We start from the raw sequence: 22,951 nt of genomic DNA, 5'->3' as shown, positions 1-22,951 counted from the left end.
CATATTCCGACGGCGGATCTGCGCATGCGCTCCCATGTACTGCACCATCTGACCGACACCTCGGCCAACGCGCTGCAAACGCTGATTGCAGCCCGCCGCCGCGCAGCGCCGCAGGCCGGACTGCTGGCCCTGGTCGCTGAATCCGAGCAGGACTGCGTTGCGCCGCTGCAGGCGGCATGCCGACAGCTTGGCATGCCGCTGCTCGGTGCTATCTTCCCGGCGCTGATCGTCGATGACGAGCTGCGTGACTGCGGTGTCTGGCTGATCGAACTCGATCCGATGCCGGCCTACGGCCTGCTCGCTGCCCTGCACACAGCCGAAACCGATGCCGCACGACTGAGCGCGGCGGTCAATCCGGCACTCGGTGACGACCGGCCCACGCTGTTCATGCTGCTCGATGCCCAGTTGCGCCACACCGCCAGTCTGCTCGATGCGCTCTACCTGAAGCTCGCCGACCGTGTGCACTACCTCGGTGTCAACGCCGGCAGCGAGAGCTTCCGCCCCCTCGCCTGCCTGTTCGACGCCACCCGGCGGGTGGACGACGGTGCCGGCTGGCTGCTGCTGCCGCCTGGCATCCCCACCGCACTGGAACATGGCTACCCGGCACCGAGCCAGGTAATGACGGCGACCTCGACCGTCGGCAACCGCATCGTTGCCATCGACTGGGAACCGGCGTTCGAGGCCTACCGCCGGCTGATCGGCAGCAGCTACGGCATCGAGCTCAATCGCGACAACTTCTACCGCTACGCGACGCATTTCCCGGTCGGCATCCTGCGCGCCTGCAATGAGGTACTGGTGCGCATTCCGGTCGTGCTGGAAGACGACGGCTCACTGTTCTGCATCGGCGAAGTGCCGGCGAACTCGGTGCTGACGGTACTTGCCGCACCGCCAGCCGGCGCCGACTGCGGACTGAACCGCCTGCTCGAACATCTCGGGCCGCCGGCGCCGAACGACGAACTCCTGCTGTTCTACTGCGCCGGCCGGCGACTGCACTTTGACGCCTATGCCCAGAACGAACTCGCCGGTCTACGTGCCGCCAGCGGCTCGCGGCGCCTGGCCGGTGCGCTGTCGCTCGGTGAAATCGGCGGTGCCGGCAGCGATACGTATCCGCTGTTTCACAACGCCGCGCTGGTGTGCGCCCGCCTGCCCTCGCCATGAATCGCGACCAAGTCCTGACGGTTCTTTATGACCTTGCGCTGGCCATCGGCAGCGAGGTCCGAGTCGTCCCGCTGCTGACGCGGACCCTGCAGCGCCTGCTCTACCACACCGGCTTTCCGGCCGGTATCGCCGCACTGAGCGACAGCGACGGCAGTCCGCCGCGACTGCGTGCCGCCGTCGGTGACCACGTACTCGCCGAGCGGCTCGAAGAAAACATCGCGCTGCCCGCCGAACTGCTGCATGGCGAGGTACGCCTGCTCGACGCCCCTCCTGTGCTGCCTGGCGCACCCCGCTACCGCGCCTGCCTGTGCCTGCCGCTCGACGGCGCCGGCGTGCTGCTGTTGCTCGCTGCGCAACGGCCACCCTCCGAACTGCCGCTGACGGCGATCTTTCCGCCACTGGTCGCCAATCTGGCGCGCGCCGTGCTGCTGTGCCGCAGCCACGAGGCGATGACCGCCGCCCTGCGCAACGCGCATGACGCCACACGACTGCTGCTGCACGAACGCGAGCGCCGCTTCCAGTCGCTGTTCGCCAACATGCTCGAAGGCGTGGCACTGCACGAACTGATCTGCGATGCCGGCGGCCGGCCGCTCGATTACCGCATCGTCGACTGCAATCCGCGCTGCAGTGAAATTCTCGGCCTGCCGTTCGTCGACATCATCGGCCGCCTGGCCAGCGAGGTCTTTGCCACGCAACCGGCGCCGGGCCTCGAAGCCTTCGCCGCCGTTGCCCGCGGAGCACCACCGCAGCGCCTGGAACTGCGCCTCAGTGCCCTGCGGCGCATCCTCGAAATCTCGGTCGTGCCCTGGGGCAAGCACGGCTTTGCCACGGTGTTCACCGACCTGACCGAACGCCGCCGGCTGGAACAACGTCTGGCTCGCGCGGCGTACTACGACGAACTCACCCGTCTGCCGAACCGGGCACTGCTCAGTGACCGCCTGCAGCGCGCGGTTGCCTCCGCCCGCCACGACAACTCGCTGATTGCGGTCTGCTCGCTCGATCTCGATGGCTTCGGACCGTTCAACGCCCGCCACGGCCACACCGCCGGCAACGAACTGCTGATCGCCATCGCCCGGCGGCTGGCGACGTGGATCGGCCCGGAGGATACGCTCGCCCGCCTCGGCGGCGACGAGTTCGCACTGCTGCTGACGGACCTCGACGATCTCGATGCCTGCCGGCGACGCCTCGACGCGCTGCTCACCACCGTCGCCGGGCCGGCAATGCTCAGCGACGGACGCCCGGCCCAGACACACGTCAGCATCGGTGTGACCCTGTTTCCAGCCGACGACAACGACGCCGACACGCTGCTGCGGCATGCCGACCAGGCCATGTACCGCGCCAAGCAGGAAGGCGGTCACCGCTTCGTGCTGTTCGACGCTGACCAGGAGCGCACCATCCGCGAACAGCGCGAGGCGCTCGCCCGCGGTCTGGAAGCGCTGCGCAACGGTGAATTCGCGCTCTACTACCAGCCGAAGGTCGATATGCGCGCTGGTCGGGTGATCGGTGCCGAAGCGCTGATCCGCTGGCTGCACCCCGAGCTCGGCGTGCTGTCCCCGGCGCATTTCCTGCCGCTGTTCGAGGGCAGCGAACACGCCGTCGAACTCGGCGAGTGGGTCATTGCCACGGCACTGAGCCAGCTCGACGTCTGGCGTCAGGCGGATCTGGCACTGGAGCTGAGCATCAACATCTCGGCCAGCCACTTCCAGCAGGACGATTTCGCCACGCGCCTGGCCGGCCAGCTCAGCGCGCATCCCGGGGTCACCCCCTCGCAGCTGCAGATCGAAGTCCTCGAAACCACGGCTCTCGCCGACCTGATCGGCGCCTGCCGCACGATGGAGCAGTGCCGGCAGTTCGGCGTCAGTTTCGCGCTCGATGACTTCGGCACCGGCTATTCCTCGCTGACTTACCTCAAGCGCCTGCCGGCCGACGTGCTGAAGATCGACCAGTCCTTCGTGCGTGACATCCTGCGCGACCCGGAAGATCTGGCGATCGTCGCCGGCGTCATCGGTCTGGCACAGACCTTCGGCCGCACGGCGATCGCCGAGGGCGTGGAAACCGCCGAGCATGGCTGCCGCCTGCTCGAACTCGGCTGCGAGCTGGCGCAGGGTTACGGCATCGCCCGGCCGATGCCGGCAGCCGAGCTGCCGGTCTGGACCGCCGCCTGGCAGCCGCCGCAGGCATGGGCGCTGGCTCCGGCGCAGCACTACGCGCTGCGCGGCTGAAGCGCCGCCAGACCGGCTCCCGCCTCAGCCGCCCGATTTGCGCGCGGCGACGGCGAAGGCTTCCAGCCGCGCTTCGACGCGACCGTTGATCGACGCCGGCGGAAAGCGGCCATCGCTGCCGCGCGCCCCGGCCTCGGCACCGCACAGCAGCGACAGGGCCTCATCGAGCTCGGCGACGGCGTAGATGTGGAACTGGCCGCGCTCGACGGCAGCGATGATCTCCGGATCGAGCATCAGATGCTGCACGTTCGCCGCCGGCACGATCACGCCCTGCTCGCCGTTGAGCCCGGCTTCGCGACAGACCGCATAGAACCCCTCGATCTTCTCGTTGACACCGCCGATCGCCTGCACCCGGCCGTACTGGTTGAGTGAGCCGGTGATCGCCAGCGACTGCTTGAGCGGCTGCGCGGACAGCGCCGAGAGCAGCGCACAGCATTCGGCGACCGACGCGCTGTCGCCGTCGACCGGACCGTAGGACTGCTCGAACACCAGGCTGGCGCGCAGGCTCAGCGGCTGGTCGGGCACGTAACGGGCGCCGAGCAGACTGGTCAGGATCAGCACGCCTTTGGCGTGGATCGCGCCGCCGAGCTCGGACTCGCGCTCGATGTCGAGCACCTCGCCGCTGCCCAGCCGCACCGTTGCCGACAGCCGCACCGGCTTGGCGAAGCGCACGTCGCCGAGATCGAGCACGGCCAGACCGTTGACCTGGCCGACGCTGGCGCCGCAGGTGTCGATCAGCACCGTACCGCGGCGGATCGCTTCGAGCATGCGCTCCTCGATGCCGCCGCGACGGCGGCGGCGGCGCGCCAGCGCCTCGGCGACACACCCGGCGCTGACGCACTCGAACTCCAGCTCGCGGGCGACGAAATCGGTCTCGCGCAGCAGATCGTGCAGCGCGCCCAGATGCAGGGACAAACGCTCGGCGTCCTCGGCCAGCCGCGCCGCCTCCTCGATGACGCGGGCCACCGCCGTGGCATCGAAGGGCAGCAGCTGCGACTCATTGACCAGCGTCGCCACCAGCTGCGCATACAGCCGCTCGCTCGCCGCATCGCGCGGCACGTCGGGTTCGAGATCAGCAACGACCTTGAACAGCGCCGGGAAATCCGGGTCGAGCGCCGAGAGCATTTCGTAGACCTCGGCATCGCCGAGCAGCAGCACCTTGGTGGCCAGCGGGATCGGCTCCGGGTCGAGCGAAACCGTGGTCACCTGGCCGTACTGCTCGCCGGGCGCGACGATGCGGATCACCCGCGACAGCAGCACGCGCTTGAGTCCTTCCCAGGCAAAGGGTTGCGACAGCAGCTGGCGGGCTTCGAGGATCAGGTAACCGCCGTTGGCCTCATGCAGCGAGCCACTGCGGATCAGCGTGAAATCGGTGATCAGATTGCCGGTCTCGGCGGCGTATTCGAGGCGGCCGAGCAGGTTCTGGTGCAGCGGATGGTCTTCGTCGATCACCGGCGCGCCGCTGTCCGGCGAGCGGCTGACGACGACGTTGACGCGGTAGCGCTTGAGCTCGCGCGCCGGCGGTTTCTCATCGTCATCGGCATCGTCGGGCAGGAATTCATCGGCATGGCTGACGACGTCCGCCGCCAGCGCGTCGAGGTAGGCGGCGACGCTGTCACTGTCGCGATAGCGCTCATGCAGTTCGTGGATGCGCGGCTCGGACTCGCGGCGCATCAGCCCCTCGCGCAGATCGCGCACGCGCTCGCGGTAGTCGCGCTGCGCGCGCGGGGCGGCGTCGAGCAGGTCTTCGAGGGCGCTGCGCAGCTCGCTCATCGCCGCTTCCAGACGCTCGCGATCGGCCACCGGCAGCAGCTCGAAGGCCTCGTCGCTGATCGGCTCACCGTCGACCACCGGCGTCAGCGTGAAGCCGTCGCTGGTCTGCATCAGCGCCAGATCCTTGGCCTTGGCCTGCTCGCGCAGGCGCTTGAGGTTTTCCTCGTCGCGGGCGACGAATTCGGCCTTCAGTGCCTGGCGCCGGGCGCGGCACTCCTCGCCTTCGTAGATCGCCGGCATGGCTTCGGCGAGATCGGCGATCAGCCGGCGCAGGTCACGGGCGAAAGCCGGTCCCTGGCCAGCCGGCAGGCCGATCGCCCGCGGCTTCAGCGGCTCGCTGAAGTTGTGCACATACGCCCAGTCACCGGGCGTGGATTCGCTGGCGGCGCGCGCACCGAGCACGCGTTTGGCCAGCCGGCGCTTGCCGATGCCGGCCTCGCCGAGCAGGAACAGGTTGTAGCCATCGCCCCCCATGCGCACCCCGAAGTCGATCGCGGCGAGCGCCCGCTCCTGACCGAACAACAGCGGCAGCGGCGCCAGTTCGGTGGTCACGGTGAACCCCAGGGTGGCGGGATCGGTGGCGCGGCGCAGGCGCGCCGGTGGCAAGGCAAGCGAAGCAGTCATCGGCATTCTCGAAGTGGATACGACACCCGCCAAGGCTCACGAGCCATGGCGGCCGCGCAGGATAACGCGGTGCGGCACCCGGCTACATCTCGACCTGCGTGCCGAGCTCGACGACGCGGTTGGTCGGCAGGCGAAACACGTCCATCGCCCGCGCGGCATTGCGCGACATCGCCACGAACAGCCGCTCGCGCCAGCGCGCCATGCCCGGGCGCGAGGTGGCGATGACGGTTTCGCGACCGAGGAAGAAGGTCGTGTCCTGCAACTCGAACTCCAGACCGAAGCGCTCGCACAGCGCCAGCACATCCGGCACGTCCGGGTCTTCCATGAAGCCGTAACGGGCGACGACCCGGTGAAAGCCGTAACCGAGCGGCTCGACGCTGACGCGCAGATCGTCGCCGACGCGCGGCTGCTCGACCGATTCCACGGTGAGGAAGATCACCCGCTGGTGCACGATCTTGTTGTGCTTGAGGTTGTGCAGCAGCGCATGCGGCAGGTCGCAGGCGCGGCTGGTGAGGAACACCGCGGTGCCGGGCACGCGCGGTGTGTTGGCGGCGATGTCGTTGATGAACAGATCGAGCGGAATCGTTTCCTCGGCCAGACGCAGCGCCAGCAGTTCACGGCCGCGCTTCCAGGTGGTCATCATCACCAGCAGGCTGCCGCCCATCACCAGCGGCAGCCAGCCGCCCTGCATGATCTTCAGCGCGTTGGCACCGAGGAAGGCCAGGTCGACGGCGAGAAACAGCGCACCGAGCGCCACGCACTGCCACCAGCGCCAGTGCCAGTGACTGAAGGCGAGGAACACCATCAGCAGGCCGGTGACCAGCATGGTGATCGTCACCGAAATGCCGTAGGCCGCCGCCAGGTTCGACGAGGAGCCGAAGCCGAGCACCACCAGCAGCACCGCCGCCAGCAGCAGCCAGTTGGCGACCGGCACGTAGATCTGCCCGGAATGATCGCTGGAGGTGTGCACCACCTCGACGCGCGGCGAATAACCGAGCTGCACCGCCTGCCGGGTCAGCGAGAACACGCCGGAGATCACCGCCTGCGCCGCAATCACTGTCGCCACCGTCGCCAGACCGACCATCGGCAGCAGCAGCGGCTCCGGCACCATGCGGTAGAACGGGTTGGCCGACGCCGCCGGCTCGCGCAGCATCAGCGCGGTCTGGCCGAGGTAGTTCAGCAGCAGCGCCGGCAGCACCAGGCAGAACCAGGCCAGACGGATCGGCCGGCGGCCGAAATGCCCCATGTCGGCGTACAGCGCCTCGCCGCCGGTCACGCACAGGAACACCGCGCCGAGCACGACGAAGCCGTGCGCGCCGTTGTCGGCGAAAAACGCGATCGCATAGCGCGGATCGAAGGCGGCGAACACCCGCGGCTCGCTCAGCGCGTGCCAGATGCCGAGCACCGCCAGCACCAGGAACCAGACCAGCATCACCGGGCCGAAGGCGCCGCCGATGCGCGCCGTACCGTGGCGCTGCACCAGGAACAGCACGACCAGGATCACCAGTGTCAGCGGTACGATGTAGGGATCGAAGCCGTAAGCGAATACGCCCAGCCCTTCGACCGCCGACAGCACCGAAATCGCCGGCGTGATCACACCGTCACCATAGAACAAGGCCGCACCGCACAGACCGAGGCCGATCAGCACGCCACGCCGGCGCGAACTGGCCGGCAGCCCTTCCAGCGTCAGCGCCAGTAGCGCGAGGATGCCGCCCTCGCCGCGGTTGTCGGCGCGCATGACGAAGGTCACGTACTTCAGTGAAATCACCAGCATCAGCGCCCAGAAGAACAGGCTGACGATGCCGAGCAGATTCTCCGGCGTGGCCACCACGGCGTGCGGGCCGCTGAAGCACTCACGCAGGGCGTAGAGCGGGCTGGTACCGATGTCGCCATAGACCACACCGATGGCGGCCAGCATCAGCGTGTAGGTCGACGGCGACCGCTCGGGGGCAGCGGCGACGGCGGGAGCGAGCGTGCTCATGCGGCAGAAACCTCGGCAGGAAAACACGTTGTGCGGTGCGACAATAACGCACGCAACGCGGATCAGACGAACGCCAGTGCCTCGGCCAGGCGTTCCACGCCGGTGACACTGAAGCCTTCCGGCAGCCCGCCGCGCGGTAAATTCGCTTTTGGCACAATGGCTTGGCGAAAACCATGCTTGGCGGCCTCACGCAGGCGCTCCTCGCCATTCGGCACCGGACGGATCTCTCCGGCCAGGCCGACCTCCCCGAATACCACCAGCTCGTGCGGCAGCGCCCGGTCACGGAAGCTCGACAGCGCCGCCATCAGCACGGCGAGATCCGAGGCCGTCTCCTGCACGCGCACACCGCCGACCACGTTGACGTAGACATCCTGGTCGAACATGGCGACGCCGGCGTGGCGATGCAGCACCGCCAGCAGCATCGCCAGGCGGTTCTGCTCCAGTCCCAGCGTGACCCGGCGCGGATTGCCGCCGTGGCATTCGTCGACCAGCGCCTGCACCTCGACCAGCAGCGGCCGCGTGCCCTCGCGGGTAACCATTACCACGCTGCCGGCTACCGGCGCGCCGTGGCGGGACAGAAAGATCGCCGAGGGGTTGGAGACTTCCTTGAGGCCGCGCTCGGTCATCGCGAACACCCCAAGCTCGTTGACCGCGCCGAAGCGGTTCTTCACCGCCCGCAGCACGCGAAAGCGTGAGCCGGAATCACCCTCGAAGTACAGCACCGTGTCGACCATGTGTTCGAGCACGCGCGGCCCGGCCAGCGTGCCCTCCTTGGTGACATGGCCGACCAGAAACACCGCCGCGCCGCTGCGCTTGGCGTGGCGCACCAGCTGCGCGGCGCTCTCGCGCACCTGCGCCACCGAACCGGGCGCCGACTGCAGCTGCTCGGTGAAGATGGTCTGGATCGAGTCGATCACCAGCACCTGCGGCTGCTCCTGCGCAGCGACGGCAAGGATGCGCTCGACGCAGGTCTCGGCGAGCAGGCGCAGGCGCTCGCGTGGCAGGCCGAGGCGCTGGGCGCGCAGGCTGACCTGCTGCGGCGATTCCTCACCGGTGATGTAGAGCGCGCGATGCTGTTCGGCGAGGTGCGCCAGGGTCTGGATCAGCAGCGTCGACTTGCCAATGCCCGGATCACCGCCGATCAGCACTACCGAGCCGACGGTCAAGCCGCCGCCGAGCGTGCGGTCGAGCTCGCCGATGCCGGTGTTCAGGCGCGCCGCCTCGTCGGTACCGACATCGGCCAGGGTGTGCACGACGCTGGCCGTCGCCGCACCGGCATAGCCGGCACGTCCGCCGCGTCCGCCGGCCGGCGGCTGCGGAGCGACGACGACTTCCTGCAGGGAGTTCCAGGCTCCGCATTCACCGCATTGCCCCGCCCACTTCGACGCCGCAGCGCCACAGGCACTGCAGACGTAGGCGATCCGCGTCTTGCTGCTCATTCGCGACATTCTCCGCAAGCCGGCTGGCATGCCGGCAGTATGCTGGCCGTCACAGCCAGGCCGAAAGCACTGGCACTGTCGCGGCGTTGCGCCAAGCTGACAGGTACAGTTGCATCAAGCAGATATCTTGACGCTGGCCTGCGAACGGCCTTTTCTTGCGGCAGCGTCCGCCACGGTAAGGGACCGCGTGCGACTTTTTCAGGAGCAGAAAATGGCCGCGCCGAACGACAGCGGTGAAATGGACTTCCTGCCGGAGGATTCCGCCCCGCCGGAAAACTCTGCAGGGATAGGAGTGCCGGAGCAAACCGTATGGCGTGTCCTGGCCGTCGACGACGATGCCGGCTTTCGTCAGTCGACCGCCTTCGCTCTGAGCGGGCTGGAGGTGCAGGGCCGCCCGCTCGAACTGCTGCAGGCCACCAGCTACACCGAGGCCTGTGCCATCCTCGGTCGCGAGCACGACATCGCGGTGATCCTGCTCGACGTGATGATGGAAACCGACGATGCCGGCCTGCGCCTGGCGCGGGCGGTGCGCGAAGTGCTCGGCAACGCCGAGGTCCGCATCGTGCTGGTCACCGGCCAGCCGGGGCTGGCGCCGATGCAGTCGGTGATGCGCGACTACGACATCAACGACTACTGGACCAAGACCGAACTGAGCGTGGCGCGGCTGCATTCGCTGCTCACCGCCAACGTGCGTGCCTACCAGCAGCTGGTGACCATCGCCCGCGCCCGCCGCGGCCTGCAGCTGATCGTCGAGTCGAGCAATCTGCTGTCGACCTCGCGTACGCTGCAGGAATTCTCGACGCGCACGCTCGATGAGATCGCCACGCTGCTCGAAGTCGACCCCGACGGCCTGATCTGCGTGCGGCAGGCCCATGCGCCGCAGAGCGAGGTGCGCATCATCGGCGCCGCCGGCCGCTTCGCCCGGCTGGCCGATCACCCGCTGAGCGACCTGCCGGCCCCCGAGATCTGCGCAGCGCTGCAACAGGCGATCAGCGAGCGGCGCACGCTGGTGCTGGAGCGGGCGACGGTGCCGTACTTCCCGGCCAGCGACGACGACACCGGCGCCTTCGCCGCCTGGGTCGCCACCGGCCGCCCGCTCGAACCGACCGAGATCGAACTGCTGCACGTGTTCGCCAGCAACATCGGCGCCGGCCTGCACAACGTCGCGCTGTTCAGCCGCCTCGACCGCGTCGCCTACCACGACGAGCTGGTCGACCTGCCCAATCGCCACGCGATGGTGCGCGCGATCGACCTGGCGCTGGAGCGCCAGCCGCGGCTGCTGAGCAGCCTGCTGCTGGTCGATCTGGACAATTTCGCCGGCACCAACCTGGCGCTCGGCCCGGAATTCGGCAACCGCCTGCTGCGCGCCGTCGCCCAGCGCCTGCGTCAGGCACTGATGCCGACGGTGCAGATCGCCCGCCTGGAAAACGACGTCTTCGCGCTGCTCGGCCCGCGCGAGCAAATCGATGCCGACCGCGTGCGCGGCCTGCTCGACGCGGCCGACGACAGTCTGCCCGGCATCACCGCCGGCATCGCCGAGCTCGACCTGCGCGACTGGCGCCAGGGCGGGCTGGAAGCGCTGACCGCCGCGCACATGACGCTGAAGCTGGCCAAGGCGCAGGGCTACGGCGGCCTCGCCCGCTACGATGCCCGCGATGAAGACGCCGCCGTCGAACGCTTCCAGCTCGCCAACGAACTGCGCAGCGCACTGGCCGAGGAGCTCATCTACATCGAGCTGCAGCCGCAGCTCGAACTGCGCGACAGCGGTGCACCCGGTTTCGAGGCGCTGGCGCGCTGGCGGCGCGAGGACGGCAGCATGGTGTCACCGGCGAGCTTCATCCCGATCGCCGAGGCCACCGGCGCGATCGTCGCGCTCGGCCAGCGGGTGTTCCAGCTGGCCTGTGAAGCGATTCTCGAACTGGCCGCCAGCGGCTTTCCGCAGGCGCGCATCGCCGTCAACGTCTCGGCGCTGCAACTGGCGCGCGAGGACTTCGTCGTGCAGCTGCTCAACACCCTGAGCACCTACAATCTGGAGCCTTGGCAGTTCGAGCTGGAAGTCACCGAATCGCTGGCGATGCACAGCTTCGAACATGCCGGCGGCAAGCTGGCACGCCTGCGCGAAGCCGGCTTCACCATTGCCATCGACGACTTCGGCACCGGCTTTTCCTCGCTCGCCTATCTGCGCCGGCTGCCGGTCGACGTGCTCAAGATCGACCGTGCCTTCGTCAGCGAGATCGGCGAAGTCGCCGATGCCCACGCCATCGCCGACGTGGTGCTGCGTCTCGGCCAGCGCTTCGGCCTGCGCATCGTCGCCGAAGGCGTCGAATCACGCGCGCAGGCCGACTGGCTGAGCGCGCGCGGCTGCGATCTCGGTCAGGGCTTCGGGCTGGCGCGGCCAATGCCGCTGGCACAACTGATCGACTGGCTGCGCGCAAGGACCGCGGGCGATGCGACGCCGCGGCGCTGAACCCGGCGCCGTCCGCCAGCGCGGCTTCGCCAGGCGCTTCGTCCCGACGCTGCTGGTCATCCTGCTGCTGTTCGTGCTCGGCTGGGAGCACATGGTGCAAAGCGAACTCGAACCGCTGGAGAACCGCCTCGAACGCCAGCTCGCCAGCGCCGTGGCGGTGATCAACCGGCGCGCCGGCAGCACCCCGCGCGATCTCGAACTGCTCGCCCGCCACCCGGTGCTGCTCGATGCCGTCGACAGTCAGGCACCGATTCCACTGCGGCGGCTCGAAGACCTGTTCGTCACCTTCGCCGAAGCCAGCCGCGACTACGACCAGCTGCGCTGGATCGACGAACACGGCCGCGAGCGCGTGCGCGTCGACTGGCGCGACAACCATGCCGTGCGCATTCCGGCCGACCAGCTGCAGGACAAGGCCGACCGCTACTACGTGCGCGATGCGCTCAAGCTGCCGCCAGGCGCGCTCTATGCGTCGCGCCTCGACCTCAACATCGAACACGGGGAAATCGAGCGCCCGCTGAAACCGATGCTGCGCTTCGCCTCGCCGGTCACGGCCAGTGACGGCACGCCGCGCGGTCTGGTGGTGCTCAACTACCGCGCCGGACGCATGCTCAGCGGCCTGGAGATCCTCGACGCCAGCCTCAACGTACTGCAGCTGCTCGACCACGACGGCTATCTGCTCGCCGGCGGTGACCCGCAGCGGCAGTGGGGCTTCATGCTCGGCCAGCCACAGGCGACGCTGGCGCAGACGGCGCCGCTGAGCTGGGCGCGCATCCAGTCCGGCGACAACGGTCACTTCGCCGACATCAACGGTCTGTGGCACTTCACGACGATACGTCTGATCGACGACAACGGCCTCGACCTCGGCAGCAACGGCCTCAAGCCGTGGAAGCTGATCGCTCACCTCGACGCGGCGGCGATCAACGCCATCCGGGCGCGCCAGGCCTGGGCGCTGGGCAGCATCGCGCTGATGATGACGCTGGCCGCGGCCTGGGTATCGAGCCATCTCGCCCGCCTCAGCCGCGAGCGCGAGGCCATGCTGCACGCGCTTGAGCAACGTACGCAGGCGCTGAGCGCGGCCAATCTGGCGCAGCAGCAGGCCTACGAGCGCCTGCAGCGCACACAGGCGGAGCTGGTGCGCGCCGAGAAGCTGTCGTCACTCGGGCTGATGGTCGCCGGCGTGGCGCACGAGCTGAACACGCCGATCGGCAGCTCGATGGTGGTGCTCTCCACGCTGCAGCAGCACGCCGAGCGCCTGCGCGAGCAGCTGCTCAGCGGTCTGCGCCGCTCCGATCTCGACAACTATCTCAAGCGCCACGCCGACGGCATGACGCTGGTCACCGCCAACCTCGAACGCGCGGCCGCCCTGGTGCGCAGCTTCAAGCAGCTCGCCGTCGACCGCAGCAGCGCCGAGCGTCGCCGCTTCCGCCTCGATGAGCTGCTCACCGACATCCTGCGCGCGCTGCAGCCACGCCTGAAACACGAGCGCTCGCGCCTGCTCAACCAGATCCCCGCCGGCATCGAACTCGACAGCTTCCCCGGCCCGCTCGGTCAGGTCCTGCAGAACCTGATCGACAACGCCTTCACCCACGCCTTCAGTGAACATGCCGGCACGCTCGAACTGCGCGCCGGGCCGGCCGACGAAGTGGGCTGGCTGCGCATCGAAGTCATCGACGACGGTATCGGCATCCCGCCACAGAACATCGAACAGGTGTTCGATCCGTTCTTCACCACCCGCCGCGGTCAGGGGGGCTGCGGCCTCGGCCTGCACCTCGCCCACCAGCTCGCCAGCGAAGTGCTCGGCGGCCACCTCAGCGTGCACAGCGAAACCGGCGCCGGGAGCTGTTTCACGCTGGAAATCCCGCTGAGCGCGCCCCCCTTCGTGGCCAGACCGGCGCCGCAGCTCGACGACTGACTGCTACTGCACGGGCACAAAAGAAAACCGCCGCCGGCCTGACGGCGGGCGGCGGTCGCGGCGCAGACCGGCGCTGCGAGGTTTCAGCGCTTGAGCTGGCTGACGTCGCGCACGGCGCCGCGGGCGGCCGAGGTGGTCATCGCTGCGTAGGCCTTGAGCGCGTTGGAGACGACGCGATCCCGCTTGGCCGGCTGCCAGGCCTGCGCCCCGCGCTCGGCCATGCGCGCACGACGCTCGGCGAGTTCTTCATCGCTGATGCGCACTTCGATGCGGCGGTTGGGGATATCGATATCGATGATGTCGCCTTCCTCGACCAGACCGATGTTGCCGCCCTCGGCCGCTTCCGGGCTGGCATGACCGATCGACAGCCCCGAGGTGCCGCCGGAGAAACGGCCGTCGGTGATCAGCGCGCAGGCTTTGCCGAGGCCCTTGGACTTCAGGTAGCTGGTCGGGTACAGCATCTCCTGCATGCCCGGCCCGCCCTTCGGCCCTTCGTAGCGGATCAGCACGACGTCGCCGGCCTTGATCTCGTCACCGAGGATCGCCGCCACCGCGGCTTCCTGGCTTTCGAGGACACGCGCCGGACCGGAGAAGGTGAGATTCGAGGCGTCGACGCCGGCGGTTTTGACGATGCAGCCATCCTCGGCGAGGTTGCCGAACAGCACGGCGAGGCCGCCATCCAGCGAATAGGCATGCGCCTTGTCGCGCACGCAGCCGTTGACGCGGTCAGTATCGAGCGTCGGCCAGCGCGTGTCCTGGCTGAAGGCGGTCTGCGTCGGGATGCCGGCCGGGCCGGCGGTGTAGCGCTTGCGCGCGGCATCGGAGCTGCTCGGACGCATGATGTCCCATTCATCGAGCGCCGCGGCGAGGGTTTCGCTGTGCACGGTGCGCACCCCGGTGTGCACCAGACCGGCCCGGTCCAGCTCGCCGAGGATCGCCATGATGCCGCCGGCGCGGTGCACGTCTTCCATGTGGTATTTCTGCGTCGCCGGCGCCACCTTGCACAGGTTCGGCACGCGGCGGCTGAGGCGGTCGATATCGCTCATCGTGAAGCCGACACTGCCCTCCTGCGCGGCGGCCAGCAGGTGCAGCACGGTGTTGGTCGAGCCGCCCATGGCGATGTCGAGGCTCATCGCATTCTCGAAGGCTTCGAAGCTGGCGATCGCACGCGGCAGCACCGAGGCATCACCCGCCTCGTAGTAGCGCTTGGCCAGCGCGACGATGCGCCGGCCGGCTTCGAGGAACAGCTCGCGGCGATCGGCGTGGGTGGCGAGCAGCGAACCGTTGCCGGGCAGGCTGAGGCCGAGCGCCTCGGTCAGGCAGTTCATCGAATTGGCCGTGAACATGCCCGAGCAGGAACCGCAGGTCGGGCAGGCCGAGCGCTCGACCTGGGTGACGTCGGCGTCGGTCTGGTGGCTGTCGGCGGCCATCACCATCGCATCGATCAGGTCGAGCTTGAGCTCGTTGCCGGCGAGGCGGGTCTTGCCGGCTTCCATCGGCCCGCCGGAGACGAACACCACCGGGATGTTCAGGCGCATCGCCGCCATCAGCATGCCGGGGGTGATCTTGTCGCAGTTGGAGATGCACACCAGCGCATCGGCGCAGTGGGCGTTGACCATGTACTCGACGGAATCGGCGATCAGCTCGCGCGAGGGCAGCGAATAGAGCATGCCGCCATGCCCCATCGCGATGCCGTCGTCGACGGCAATGGTGTTGAACTCCTTGGCGATGCCGCCGGCCGCTTCGACTTCGCGGGCGACCAGCTGGCCGAGGTCATGCAGGTGCACGTGGCCGGGCACGAACTGCGTGAACGAGTTGGCGATGGCGATGATCGGCTTGCCGAAATCGCCATCCTTCATGCCGGTCGCGCGCCACAGGGCGCGCGCGCCCGCCATGTTGCGGCCGTGGGTAGTGGTGCGGGAGCGGTATTCAGGCATCGGGGCGACTCCGGAAATCGGGCGAGGAACACCGGCTTGGACCGGCGGGGAGGCCGGGCATTTCAGCACAGCTCACCAGCCACGGCAAAAACCGTGGCCGCCTTGAAAGACGGCCGCCGCCCAATAGGCTTGGACGGGCACGGGGTCGACAGAAGCCCCGGCCATTCCCACCACCGGAGACCGCCCGATGAATGCCCGCCTCCTGTTGCTCGTCGCCGGCCTGTGCGCCGCCGGCGCCGTCCACGCCGGCGACCCCGCTGCCGGTAAATTCAAGTTCTCGACCTGCTCCGGCTGCCATGGCGTCCCCGGCTACACCAACGTGTATCCGAGCTATCACGTGCCCAAGCTCGGCGGCCAGCACGCCGACTACATCACCGCCGCCCTCGGCGAATACCGGGCCGGCAAGCGCCAGCACCCGACGATGACCGCCAACGCCAGCGTGCTGGGCGAGGCCGACATCGCCGACATCGCCGCCTATCTCAGCGGCATCGCCCCGGCCGCCGGGCAGACACCGGCGCGCGGCGACCCGGCCGCCGGCAAGCAGAAGGCCGCGGTCTGCGCTGCCTGCCACGGCGCCGACGGCCAGGCGCCGAGCCCGGCCTTCCCGCGCCTCGCCGGCCAGCACGCCGACTACCTGGTGCACGCGCTGCAGGCCTACAAAGACGGCACGCGGCAGAACCCGATCATGCAGGGCATGGCGGCGAATCTCTCGGCGCAGGATCAGCTCGACCTGGCCGCCTGGTTCACCTCGCAGCCACAGGGTCTGGCAGTGCCGCGCTGACGGCTCAGAACAGGCCGGCCTGTTGCGGCTCGCGCTGAGCCGGCCACGGCGCCAGCGCCGGCAGCTGTGGCAGGCGCTCGCGCAGCAGCCGGTGGAACAGCCGCGCCAGCGCCGGCGCCTCGCGGTTGTCGGCCATATGCGCGAAAAACCACGGCTCGCAGCCCTCGCCGATCCACTGCGCGAGCTTGTCCACCCACGGCGCCAGATAGCCGCGGTTGCGTTCGAGCTGCGGATGGCCGACGAAGCGCACGCAGGGTCGCGGACCGAGCGCGACGGCATGCACCGGCAGCCGCGGCTTCTTGCGCTGCGCCTCGGCGGCCGCCGCATCCGGCGGCGGCGTCGAGAACAGCGCGCGGGTGTCCATCATCACCCGGTCGACGCCGCGCTCGTGCAGACCGCGGTTGAGCGCCCGCTCCGCCGCCCCCTTGGCGAAGAACTCGGCGTGGCGCACCTCGACCACCACCGCACGCCCGGCGAGGCGCCGGTCGAGGAACTCGAACAGATCGGCGAGCGCCGGCGGCCCGAAGCTTGCCGGCAGCTGCAGCAGCAGCGGCCCGAGCCGCCCGGCCTGCGCCAGCGGCGCCAGGCGGTCGAGAAATTCCGCCAGTTCCGCCTCACCGCCCTGCAAGGCGCGCTCATGCGTCAGCGTGCGCGGCACCTTGAAGCAGAAGCGCAGCGTTGCCGGCGCTTCGTGCGTCCAGCGTTCGACGGTGGCCGCCGTCGGCAGGCCGTAGAAGGTGCTGTTGCCTTCGACGCAGCCGAACACGCTGGCGTACTGCGCGAGGAAGTCCTCGACGCGGGCATCGCTACGGTAGAACTCGCCGACCCAGCGCCGCTCGCTCCACACCGGGCAGCCCAGCCGGTACGGCCAGGCGGCGGCCTCGCCCCCGCCGCCGGGCAATGCACCGCTCATGGCACTTTCGGCAGATTTTCGGCGAAGCCGCGATAAGCCGCTTCGAGCAGACCGGCGGCCTGCGGCGGTGGCGGAAAGACGCCGACACCGGGAAAGCCCGGCGACCAGGCCGGCCCGACGCCGCGCGAGAAGTCATTGCTGTGTGAACCGCTCTTTTCGATGCGCCCGCTCCACACCACGCGGGCATCGTGCAGGTCGAGCACTTCGAAATAGACGACCAGCCGGCGCACGGTCTCGAACACGTCGATCACTTCGACGCGGTCGTACAGCGGCACCCAGATGCGATGGCCGTCACGATCGCGCGCTTCATAGACCGGGTCCGGCAGATCGAGCACCCGCGTGCCCTGGCGCTGGAACACCTCGTCGCGCTCCAGCCGCGCATAGACCACGTAGCGGGCCAGCGCGCCAAGCGGCGCGAGCTGGCTGAAAACGTCGCCCGGCAGCGGGCCGCCGCCGAAGGCGTCCTGCAGCCGGGTCTGTCGCGGCACGCCGAGCGCGCGGCCGACCGCCTCGCTGCCGACGATGCGCAGCGCCGGGCGCTCGGCGGCGACCGCCTGCGCCAGCACCTGTGCTTCCTGCGTCGCCACCGCCGGCGACAGGGGTTCGAGTTGTGCGGCGACCCCGCCGATCGCCAGTCCGCCGGCGAGCAGCGGCGCATAGGTAAACCCCGGATCGCTGCGCAGGTCATAAACCGGCGTGGTGCAGGCGGTCAGGGCAAACAGCAGACAGGCTATGCCGACATGCAGGAGCGGACGCATTCGACGGCTACCGACGCAGAAACGGGGACGCGAGCATAGGCCATGCGTCCCGCCGCCGTCGCCGGCGCACTGCACGCTACTTGGTCAGGATCAGCCGGCCGTGGCGCGTGCGCCGCAGCTGGTAGACCTCACCCTCATGCTCGATCAGCACGACGCTACCGGCGGTGAACAGGGTGCGCGTGCTCAGTCGCGGCTGTGCCGGGCGCGCATGGCTGACGACGTTGAAGGAGGTAACGGATTTTTCCTGCATGGCGGGGACCTCGGTGAAAAAATGGCTTGCGCAGTTAATAGGAATAATTATCATTTGCCAAGACCCAGCCAGCCGCCGAGTGTCGCGTCGCTCTCTCCGCCGCGCTTCGCCGCCAGCCACGGCCCCGTTTCCCGCCCCTACCGGCCCGGCCCCTGTCTGGAGGTGTCCCATGCTGCTTCGCGGTCCCGTTCTCTATCTCGTCGATGGTCGTCCGGTGCGCGTGGCGCCGGCACCGAGCGGCAGTCGCGCGCCGTCGCCACTGCTGCACGCCTATCCCCTGCCACCGGCCGCGGCGCGGCGCGAGGAGCGCTGAGATGGCCTCACGCGTTTTTCATCACCCGGCGCTGCTGCGCGCGCGCTGGCGTACCGCGCTCGACATCGGCGGCGGCGGCAGCGGAGCCTCCTCGCTCGATGAGCTGGTGCCGGCCAGCGCGCCGGCCGCCCTGCTCGCCAGCGGCTGCGGCGGGCCGGTACTGCGCCTCGACGGTCGCTGGAACGAACTGCTGCAAGGCCTGATCGGCATCGGCAACATCCAGGTCAGCGTGCATCACGGCGAAGCGCGACAGACCGCCTACGGCCTGCTCAGCACCGCGCAGCTGACGGCCGGCGGCGGCTGGCTGTACGGCCCGGGGCTGGACCTGCGCGTGTTCTTCGATCGCTGGGCACACGGTTTCGCCGGCCTGCACGACACCGACGAGGGCGTGCAGGCGACGCTGGCTTTCTTCGACCGCAGCGGCCAGGCGGTGCTCGGCATCCGCCTCGGCCCGCACGCCAATACCGACGCCTTCAGCCGGCTGATCTACCGCCATCGTCACGCCGACCAGCGCAGCTGCCTGCTGGCGACGCAGGCGAGCCCGCTCAGCGCCGGCTGCGACCAGCGCGCGATGGCGGCCAGCGACGCCGTGCTGCACCCGCTGCTGCGCGGCGAGCAGCCGCGGCGGCTGGAGGCGTTGCGCAGCGCCGGACCGCTGGCACGCGCCGTCGATCCGCAGGCAACCGTCAACCTGCTGCGGGTGATCGCCGAGCGCCGCGATCCGCTGTGCTGGCTCGGCGGCAATCACGGCGCCGCGCTGGCTTTTCGCGGTCGCGCCTGCCGCTGCCTGGTCGAAGACGACAGCGTCTGCCTCGCCGGTTTCGGCTTCATCGGCCAATTGCAAGCGCAGCAGATCGCCAGCGCCTGGGTGGTACAGCGCCAGCTCGACGAGCACCACCGTCCGCTGCTCGAACTCTACGATGCCGGCGAGCGGCTGATCGCCGCGCTCGGCGGCCCACAGAACGAATGCCCGGTGTGGAACGCGCTGCTGCTCGGCCTGCCGGCACCCGGCGGCCACTGAGCTTGACGGCGGACTGACGGCCGGCGGCGCAGGCGCGGCGGCGGCGATATGCTCGGCGCATGGATACCGCCACCGCCCTCACCCAGTTACGCGCCGCGGTCGACGCCGCCGGTTTTCTGGTCGCGCCGGACACGATCGAGCCCTACCTGAACGAATCCCGCGGCCGCCTGCACGGCCAGGCGCTCGCCGTGCTGCGCCCGCGCTGCACCGATGAAGTCGCCGCGATCCTGCGCATCTGCCACACCCACGGCATCGGCGTGGTCGCCCAGGGCGGCAACACCGGGCGCTGCGGCGGCGGTGTGCCGGCTGCCGGGCAGATCGTGCTGGCGCTGGAGCGCATGCACGCGATCCGTGCCGTCGATGCGCTCGACGACACCATCACCGTCGAGGCCGGCTGCATCCTCGCCGAGGTGCAGGCCGCGGCGGCCGCGGTCGACCGGCTGTTTCCGCTGTCGCTCGGTGCCGAAGGTTCCTGCCGCATCGGCGGCAACCTTGCCAGCAACGCCGGCGGCCTCAACGTGCTGCGCTACGGCATGGCGCGCGAGCTGTGCCTCGGGCTGGAAGTGGTGCTGGCCGACGGCCGCGTCTGGCACGGTCTGCGCCGGCTGCGCAAGGACAACAGCGGCTACGACCTGCGCGATCTGTTCATCGGCAGCGAGGGCACGCTCGGCATCATCACCGCCGCGGTACTGCGCCTGCTGCCGCGGCCGCGGCATACGGCGACGGCGCTGCTGGCGCCGAGCTCGCTCACCGCGGTGCTGGCGCTGCTCGCCCGCGCCCGCGCCGCCGGAGCCGGCGGCCCGCACAGCTTCGAGCTGCTGCCGCGCATCGCGCTGCAGGCCGCGGCCGAGCACGTCCACGGCTGCCGGGCGCCGTTCGCCGAGCTGCCGCCGTGGAGCGTGCTGATCGAATTCGGCGCGCGTGGCGTCTGGATCGAGGCGGAACTCGAAGCACTGCTCGCCGAGGCCTTCGAGGCCGGCGAGCTCGACGATGCCGTCATCGCCCAGAGTGAGGCGCAGAAGGCCGCGCTGTGGCGGCTGCGCGAGGGCATCGTCGAGGCACAGAAAGCGCTCGGTGCCAGCCTCAAGCACGATCTGGCAGTGCCGGTGTCACGCGTGCCGGCTTTCATCGAGCAGGCCTGCAGCGCGCTCGCGCAACAGCTGCCGGGCGTGCGGCCCTATGTGTTCGGCCACGTCGGCGACGGCAATCTGCATTTCAACCTCAGCCCGCCGCCGGGCATGGACGACGCGAGCTTCCTCGCCGCTGCGGCGCCACTGACGCGCACGCTGCACGATCTGGCGGCGGCCTTCGAGGGCAGCATCAGCGCCGAGCACGGCATCGGCCTGCTGAAGACCGCCGAGCTGGCGCGCCTGCGCCCGCCGCTCGAACTCGAACTGATGCGCCGGATCAAGGATGCGCTCGATCCGCAGGGCATCCTCAATCCGGGCAAGGTGCTGCCGCCGCGCTGAGCGACCGTCAGTCGGCTGCGACCTGGCCGTCGCAGGCGACCAGCTTGCGGCTTTCCTGCTCCAGTACGGCGCGCCAGGCCGCCTCGTGGGCATCTTTATCGACGTCGTCCCAGACCAGCCCACAGCAGTTCATCGCGCTGACGAAGTCACTGGCGTAGGCCTCGACCTTGAAGTCCTCGTCTTTCCCGCTCGGGGCGGCGACGTAGCGATCGAAGAAGGTTGCGGCCGACGTACGCGCCAGCCGCGCCAGCACCTCATCGAAGCCGCTCCGCTGCACCGCCAGCGCCGCCAGACGCTGCCCGTCCTCACCTGTCTGCCAGGCACCGACCGTGACCTCAAGACCGCTGTCGGTCTGCACGCGGGCCGCGAGGGTGTCGTCGGCTTCCACCTCGTCACCCTCGCAGGCCAGCTGGCGCGGCACACCGTGCTCGTAGAGCAGTTCGCATGTCGCAGACAGGGGATACCAACCGTTTCTGACGCTCTCCAGCATGGTGAGTCCTCCCTTGCACTGGCGCCGGCGCGATCGCCGGCCCCACAAGTTAAGCAGCCGCGGCAGCCTGGCGCGACGCGCGGCCGGCAGCGATATGCAGCGAGCCGGCTGGCACGGCCTCGCCTACAACTTTCCACGATCTTCAGTCTTTGAACACGTCATTCTTTACAGTCGTTAAAACAAGATTGCGGGTAATGGGAGACACGGAATCGTGAACACCGCGTTCAAGCTCAAACTGCAGCCGCAGTTCGCCCTGCTGCTGCTGGTCATCGTCGCTGCCATGGCGACAGTCGCGTCCCTGATGCTGAGCGATATGCATCAGCAGCTCGAATCCGAACGCAAACTGCGCGTCCGGGAACTGACCGAAGTCGCCAACAGCGTGCTGGTGCGTTTTCACAAGGAGCAGCTGAGCGGGCGCCTGAGTCAGGAGGAAGCCCAGCAGCGCGCCGCCGAGGCGCTGAGCGGCATGGTGTTCGAGGACACCTATCCGACCATCCGCACGCTGGCCGGTATCTACGTGATGCACCCGACCAAGCCGGAACTGGTCGGCAAACGGCCGACCTCCAAGGATTACGCGGGCCGCAATCTGTCCGACGCCTACGTCGAGGAGGCGCGCAAAGGCGGCGGCAGCGGTTACGTCAGCTACCCCTTCCCGCGGCCGGGTTCCGACGTGGCCGAACCCAAGCTCTCCTACGGTCGCGTGTTCGAGCCCTGGGGCTGGGTGGTCGCCGTCGGTCTCTACGTCGCCGATATCGACACCACCTACGCCAAGCAGCGCAGTGCGGTGCTGATGGCCTTCGGTCTGGTCACGCTGCTGGTCGGTGCGGCGCTGTGGTGGCAGGCCCGGCGCATCGTCGGCCAGGTGCGCGCGGTGCTCGCCTTCGCCCGCCGGCTCGCCGCCAATGATCTGTCCACCGAGCTCGCCATCACCGCCCGTGATGAATTCGGCGACATGGCGCTGGCGCTCAATCAGGCTCAGGCCGGCATGCGCGAAGCCTTCACCCATGTCGAGGCCGCCGCCGCCAGCGACCGCGAGAAGATGGCCCGGCTGCAGGCCGCCGAAGCCCAGCAGCAGGCGCAGGCGCGCGAGATCGCCGAACAGGCCGAGCAGATCCGCGCTGATGCCGAGCAGCAACAGCAGCATGCGCGGGATGTACAGGCCAAGGTCGAACGCCTGCTCGCCGCCACCGAGAACGCGGCGCAGGGGGACCTGACACGCGAGTCCGGCGTCAGCGGCGACGACAACGTCGGTCAGGTCGGCCGTGCCGTCACCCATCTGCTGCGCGACCTGCGCGCCAGCATCAGCGGCATCGCCCGCAACGCCGAATCGCTGAGCGCCGCCGCCAGCGAAGCCTCCGGCCTGAGCTCACGCATGGACGGCATCGCCGAGGACACCGCCGCCCGCGCCGAGCAGCTCGCCAAGGCCACCGGCAACGTCGACGC

The 22,951-nt window shown here is 69.3% G+C and carries 17 protein-coding genes; 9 read left to right on the top strand and 8 right to left on the bottom strand.

The window, feature by feature from the left end; all coding sequences use genetic code 11:
• Positions 1-24: 24 nt before the first annotated feature.
• Both C7443_RS12430 and C7443_RS12425 read left to right on the top strand, forming a co-directional pair.
• Positions 25-1,158, top strand: a complete 1,134-nt coding sequence (locus C7443_RS12430) for an FIST signal transduction protein (RefSeq protein ID WP_110018952.1) — start codon at positions 25-27, stop codon at positions 1,156-1,158.
• On the top strand, positions 1,155-3,380 hold the full coding sequence (locus tag C7443_RS12425; protein ID WP_110018951.1) for a putative bifunctional diguanylate cyclase/phosphodiesterase: 2,226 nt from the start codon (positions 1,155-1,157) through the stop codon (positions 3,378-3,380). The genes C7443_RS12430 and C7443_RS12425 overlap by 4 nt, the downstream gene beginning before the upstream one ends.
• A gap of 24 nt (positions 3,381-3,404) precedes the next feature.
• On the opposite strand, the gene C7443_RS12420 is transcribed toward C7443_RS12425, so the two are convergent.
• The 3 genes from C7443_RS12420 to radA form a co-directional block, all read right to left on the bottom strand.
• On the bottom strand, positions 3,405-5,777 hold the full coding sequence (locus C7443_RS12420; RefSeq protein ID WP_170123605.1) for a Lon protease family protein: 2,373 nt from the start codon (positions 5,775-5,777) through the stop codon (positions 3,405-3,407).
• An 82-nt stretch (positions 5,778-5,859) separates the two neighbouring features.
• Positions 5,860-7,758 (bottom strand): potassium transporter Kup, encoded by a 1,899-nt coding sequence (locus C7443_RS12415; RefSeq protein WP_110018949.1) that lies wholly within the window; start codon positions 7,756-7,758, stop codon positions 5,860-5,862.
• A 62-nt stretch (positions 7,759-7,820) separates the two neighbouring features.
• Entirely contained in the window at positions 7,821-9,206 is a 1,386-nt protein-coding gene (gene radA, locus C7443_RS12410; RefSeq protein WP_110018948.1) for a DNA repair protein RadA, read from the bottom strand.
• 202 nt (positions 9,207-9,408) lie between these two features.
• Here radA and C7443_RS12405 point away from each other — a divergent pair, with 202 nt between their 5' ends.
• Together C7443_RS12405 and C7443_RS12400 are read left to right on the top strand one after the other, a co-directional pair.
• The gene (locus C7443_RS12405; RefSeq protein ID WP_110018947.1) at positions 9,409-11,664 is read left to right on the top strand and encodes an EAL domain-containing protein; all 2,256 of its coding nucleotides are present in this window, start codon (positions 9,409-9,411) and stop codon (positions 11,662-11,664) included.
• Positions 11,645-13,576 (top strand): sensor histidine kinase, encoded by a 1,932-nt coding sequence (locus C7443_RS12400; protein WP_110018946.1) that lies wholly within the window; start codon positions 11,645-11,647, stop codon positions 13,574-13,576. The genes C7443_RS12405 and C7443_RS12400 overlap by 20 nt, the downstream gene beginning before the upstream one ends.
• An 83-nt stretch (positions 13,577-13,659) precedes the next feature.
• On the opposite strand, the gene ilvD is transcribed toward C7443_RS12400, so the two are convergent.
• Positions 13,660-15,513, bottom strand: a complete 1,854-nt coding sequence (ilvD, locus tag C7443_RS12395) for a dihydroxy-acid dehydratase (RefSeq protein WP_110018945.1) — start codon at positions 15,511-15,513, stop codon at positions 13,660-13,662.
• A 187-nt stretch (positions 15,514-15,700) separates the two neighbouring features.
• Between ilvD and C7443_RS12390 the strand changes: the two genes are divergently transcribed.
• Positions 15,701-16,294, top strand: coding sequence for a c-type cytochrome (locus C7443_RS12390; RefSeq protein WP_110018944.1), 594 nt, complete (start codon positions 15,701-15,703; stop codon positions 16,292-16,294).
• A 4-nt stretch (positions 16,295-16,298) separates the two neighbouring features.
• On the opposite strand, the gene C7443_RS12385 is transcribed toward C7443_RS12390, so the two are convergent.
• The 3 genes from C7443_RS12385 to hemP form a co-directional block, all read right to left on the bottom strand.
• Positions 16,299-17,207, bottom strand: a complete 909-nt coding sequence (locus C7443_RS12385; protein WP_110018943.1) for a DUF72 domain-containing protein — start codon at positions 17,205-17,207, stop codon at positions 16,299-16,301.
• Positions 17,204-17,965: a hypothetical protein gene (locus C7443_RS12380; RefSeq protein WP_110018942.1), complete on the bottom strand. Its 762-nt coding sequence runs from the start codon at positions 17,963-17,965 to the stop codon at positions 17,204-17,206. The genes C7443_RS12385 and C7443_RS12380 overlap by 4 nt, the downstream gene beginning before the upstream one ends.
• 76 nt (positions 17,966-18,041) lie before the next feature.
• On the bottom strand, positions 18,042-18,215 hold the full coding sequence (gene hemP, locus C7443_RS12375) for a hemin uptake protein HemP (RefSeq protein ID WP_110018941.1): 174 nt from the start codon (positions 18,213-18,215) through the stop codon (positions 18,042-18,044).
• Between the two features lie 169 nt (positions 18,216-18,384).
• Here hemP and C7443_RS20140 point away from each other — a divergent pair, with 169 nt between their 5' ends.
• The 3 genes from C7443_RS20140 to C7443_RS12365 are packed head-to-tail and all read left to right on the top strand — an operon-like array spanning position 18,385 to position 21,018.
• A complete protein-coding gene (locus tag C7443_RS20140) occupies positions 18,385-18,528 on the top strand; it encodes a hypothetical protein (RefSeq protein WP_170123604.1) in 144 nt (47 codons plus the stop codon).
• Between the two features lies 1 nt (position 18,529).
• Positions 18,530-19,549, top strand: a complete 1,020-nt coding sequence (locus C7443_RS12370; RefSeq protein ID WP_170123603.1) for a ChuX/HutX family heme-like substrate-binding protein — start codon at positions 18,530-18,532, stop codon at positions 19,547-19,549.
• Positions 19,550-19,608: 59 nt separating this feature from the next.
• A complete protein-coding gene (locus C7443_RS12365; RefSeq protein ID WP_110018939.1) occupies positions 19,609-21,018 on the top strand; it encodes an FAD-binding oxidoreductase in 1,410 nt (469 codons plus the stop codon).
• Positions 21,019-21,025: 7 nt separating this feature from the next.
• Here C7443_RS12365 and C7443_RS12360 read toward each other — a convergent pair whose 3' ends face one another.
• Positions 21,026-21,508: a hypothetical protein gene (locus C7443_RS12360; protein ID WP_110018938.1), complete on the bottom strand. Its 483-nt coding sequence runs from the start codon at positions 21,506-21,508 to the stop codon at positions 21,026-21,028.
• A 211-nt stretch (positions 21,509-21,719) separates the two neighbouring features.
• On the opposite strand from C7443_RS12360, the gene C7443_RS12355 reads away from it, so the two are divergent.
• A partial coding sequence (locus C7443_RS12355; RefSeq protein ID WP_146213299.1) for a cache domain-containing protein occupies positions 21,720-22,951 on the top strand: 1,232 nt, incomplete at its 3' end.

Source organism: Plasticicumulans acidivorans, assembly GCF_003182095.1.
GTDB lineage: Bacteria > Pseudomonadota > Gammaproteobacteria > Competibacterales > Competibacteraceae > Plasticicumulans > Plasticicumulans acidivorans.
This window is presented reverse-complemented; position numbering and strand designations above follow the sequence as displayed.

What these genes read in the sequence shown, in the direction of transcription:
- C7443_RS12425 (WP_110018951.1), top strand. Translation starts at nt 1,155, where the DNA reads ATGAATCGCGACCAAGTCCTGACGGTTCTTTATGACCTTGCGCTGGCC.
- radA (WP_110018948.1), bottom strand. Translation starts at nt 9,206, where the DNA reads ATGTCGCGAATGAGCAGCAAGACGCGGATCGCCTACGTCTGCAGTGCC.
- C7443_RS12390 (WP_110018944.1), top strand. Translation starts at nt 15,701, where the DNA reads ATGAATGCCCGCCTCCTGTTGCTCGTCGCCGGCCTGTGCGCCGCCGGC.
- hemP (WP_110018941.1), bottom strand. Translation starts at nt 18,215, where the DNA reads ATGCAGGAAAAATCCGTTACCTCCTTCAACGTCGTCAGCCATGCGCGC.
- C7443_RS12360 (WP_110018938.1), bottom strand. Translation starts at nt 21,508, where the DNA reads ATGCTGGAGAGCGTCAGAAACGGTTGGTATCCCCTGTCTGCGACATGC.
- C7443_RS12430 (WP_110018952.1), top strand. Translation starts at nt 25, where the DNA reads ATGCGCTCCCATGTACTGCACCATCTGACCGACACCTCGGCCAACGCG.
- C7443_RS12405 (WP_110018947.1), top strand. Translation starts at nt 9,409, where the DNA reads ATGGCCGCGCCGAACGACAGCGGTGAAATGGACTTCCTGCCGGAGGAT.
- C7443_RS12365 (WP_110018939.1), top strand. Translation starts at nt 19,609, where the DNA reads ATGGATACCGCCACCGCCCTCACCCAGTTACGCGCCGCGGTCGACGCC.
- C7443_RS12415 (WP_110018949.1), bottom strand. Translation starts at nt 7,758, where the DNA reads ATGAGCACGCTCGCTCCCGCCGTCGCCGCTGCCCCCGAGCGGTCGCCG.
- ilvD (WP_110018945.1), bottom strand. Translation starts at nt 15,513, where the DNA reads ATGCCTGAATACCGCTCCCGCACCACTACCCACGGCCGCAACATGGCG.
- C7443_RS12380 (WP_110018942.1), bottom strand. Translation starts at nt 17,965, where the DNA reads ATGCGTCCGCTCCTGCATGTCGGCATAGCCTGTCTGCTGTTTGCCCTG.
- C7443_RS12370 (WP_170123603.1), top strand. Translation starts at nt 18,530, where the DNA reads ATGGCCTCACGCGTTTTTCATCACCCGGCGCTGCTGCGCGCGCGCTGG.
- C7443_RS12385 (WP_110018943.1), bottom strand. Translation starts at nt 17,207, where the DNA reads ATGAGCGGTGCATTGCCCGGCGGCGGGGGCGAGGCCGCCGCCTGGCCG.
- C7443_RS20140 (WP_170123604.1), top strand. Translation starts at nt 18,385, where the DNA reads ATGCTGCTTCGCGGTCCCGTTCTCTATCTCGTCGATGGTCGTCCGGTG.
- C7443_RS12420 (WP_170123605.1), bottom strand. Translation starts at nt 5,777, where the DNA reads ATGACTGCTTCGCTTGCCTTGCCACCGGCGCGCCTGCGCCGCGCCACC.
- C7443_RS12400 (WP_110018946.1), top strand. Translation starts at nt 11,645, where the DNA reads ATGCGACGCCGCGGCGCTGAACCCGGCGCCGTCCGCCAGCGCGGCTTC.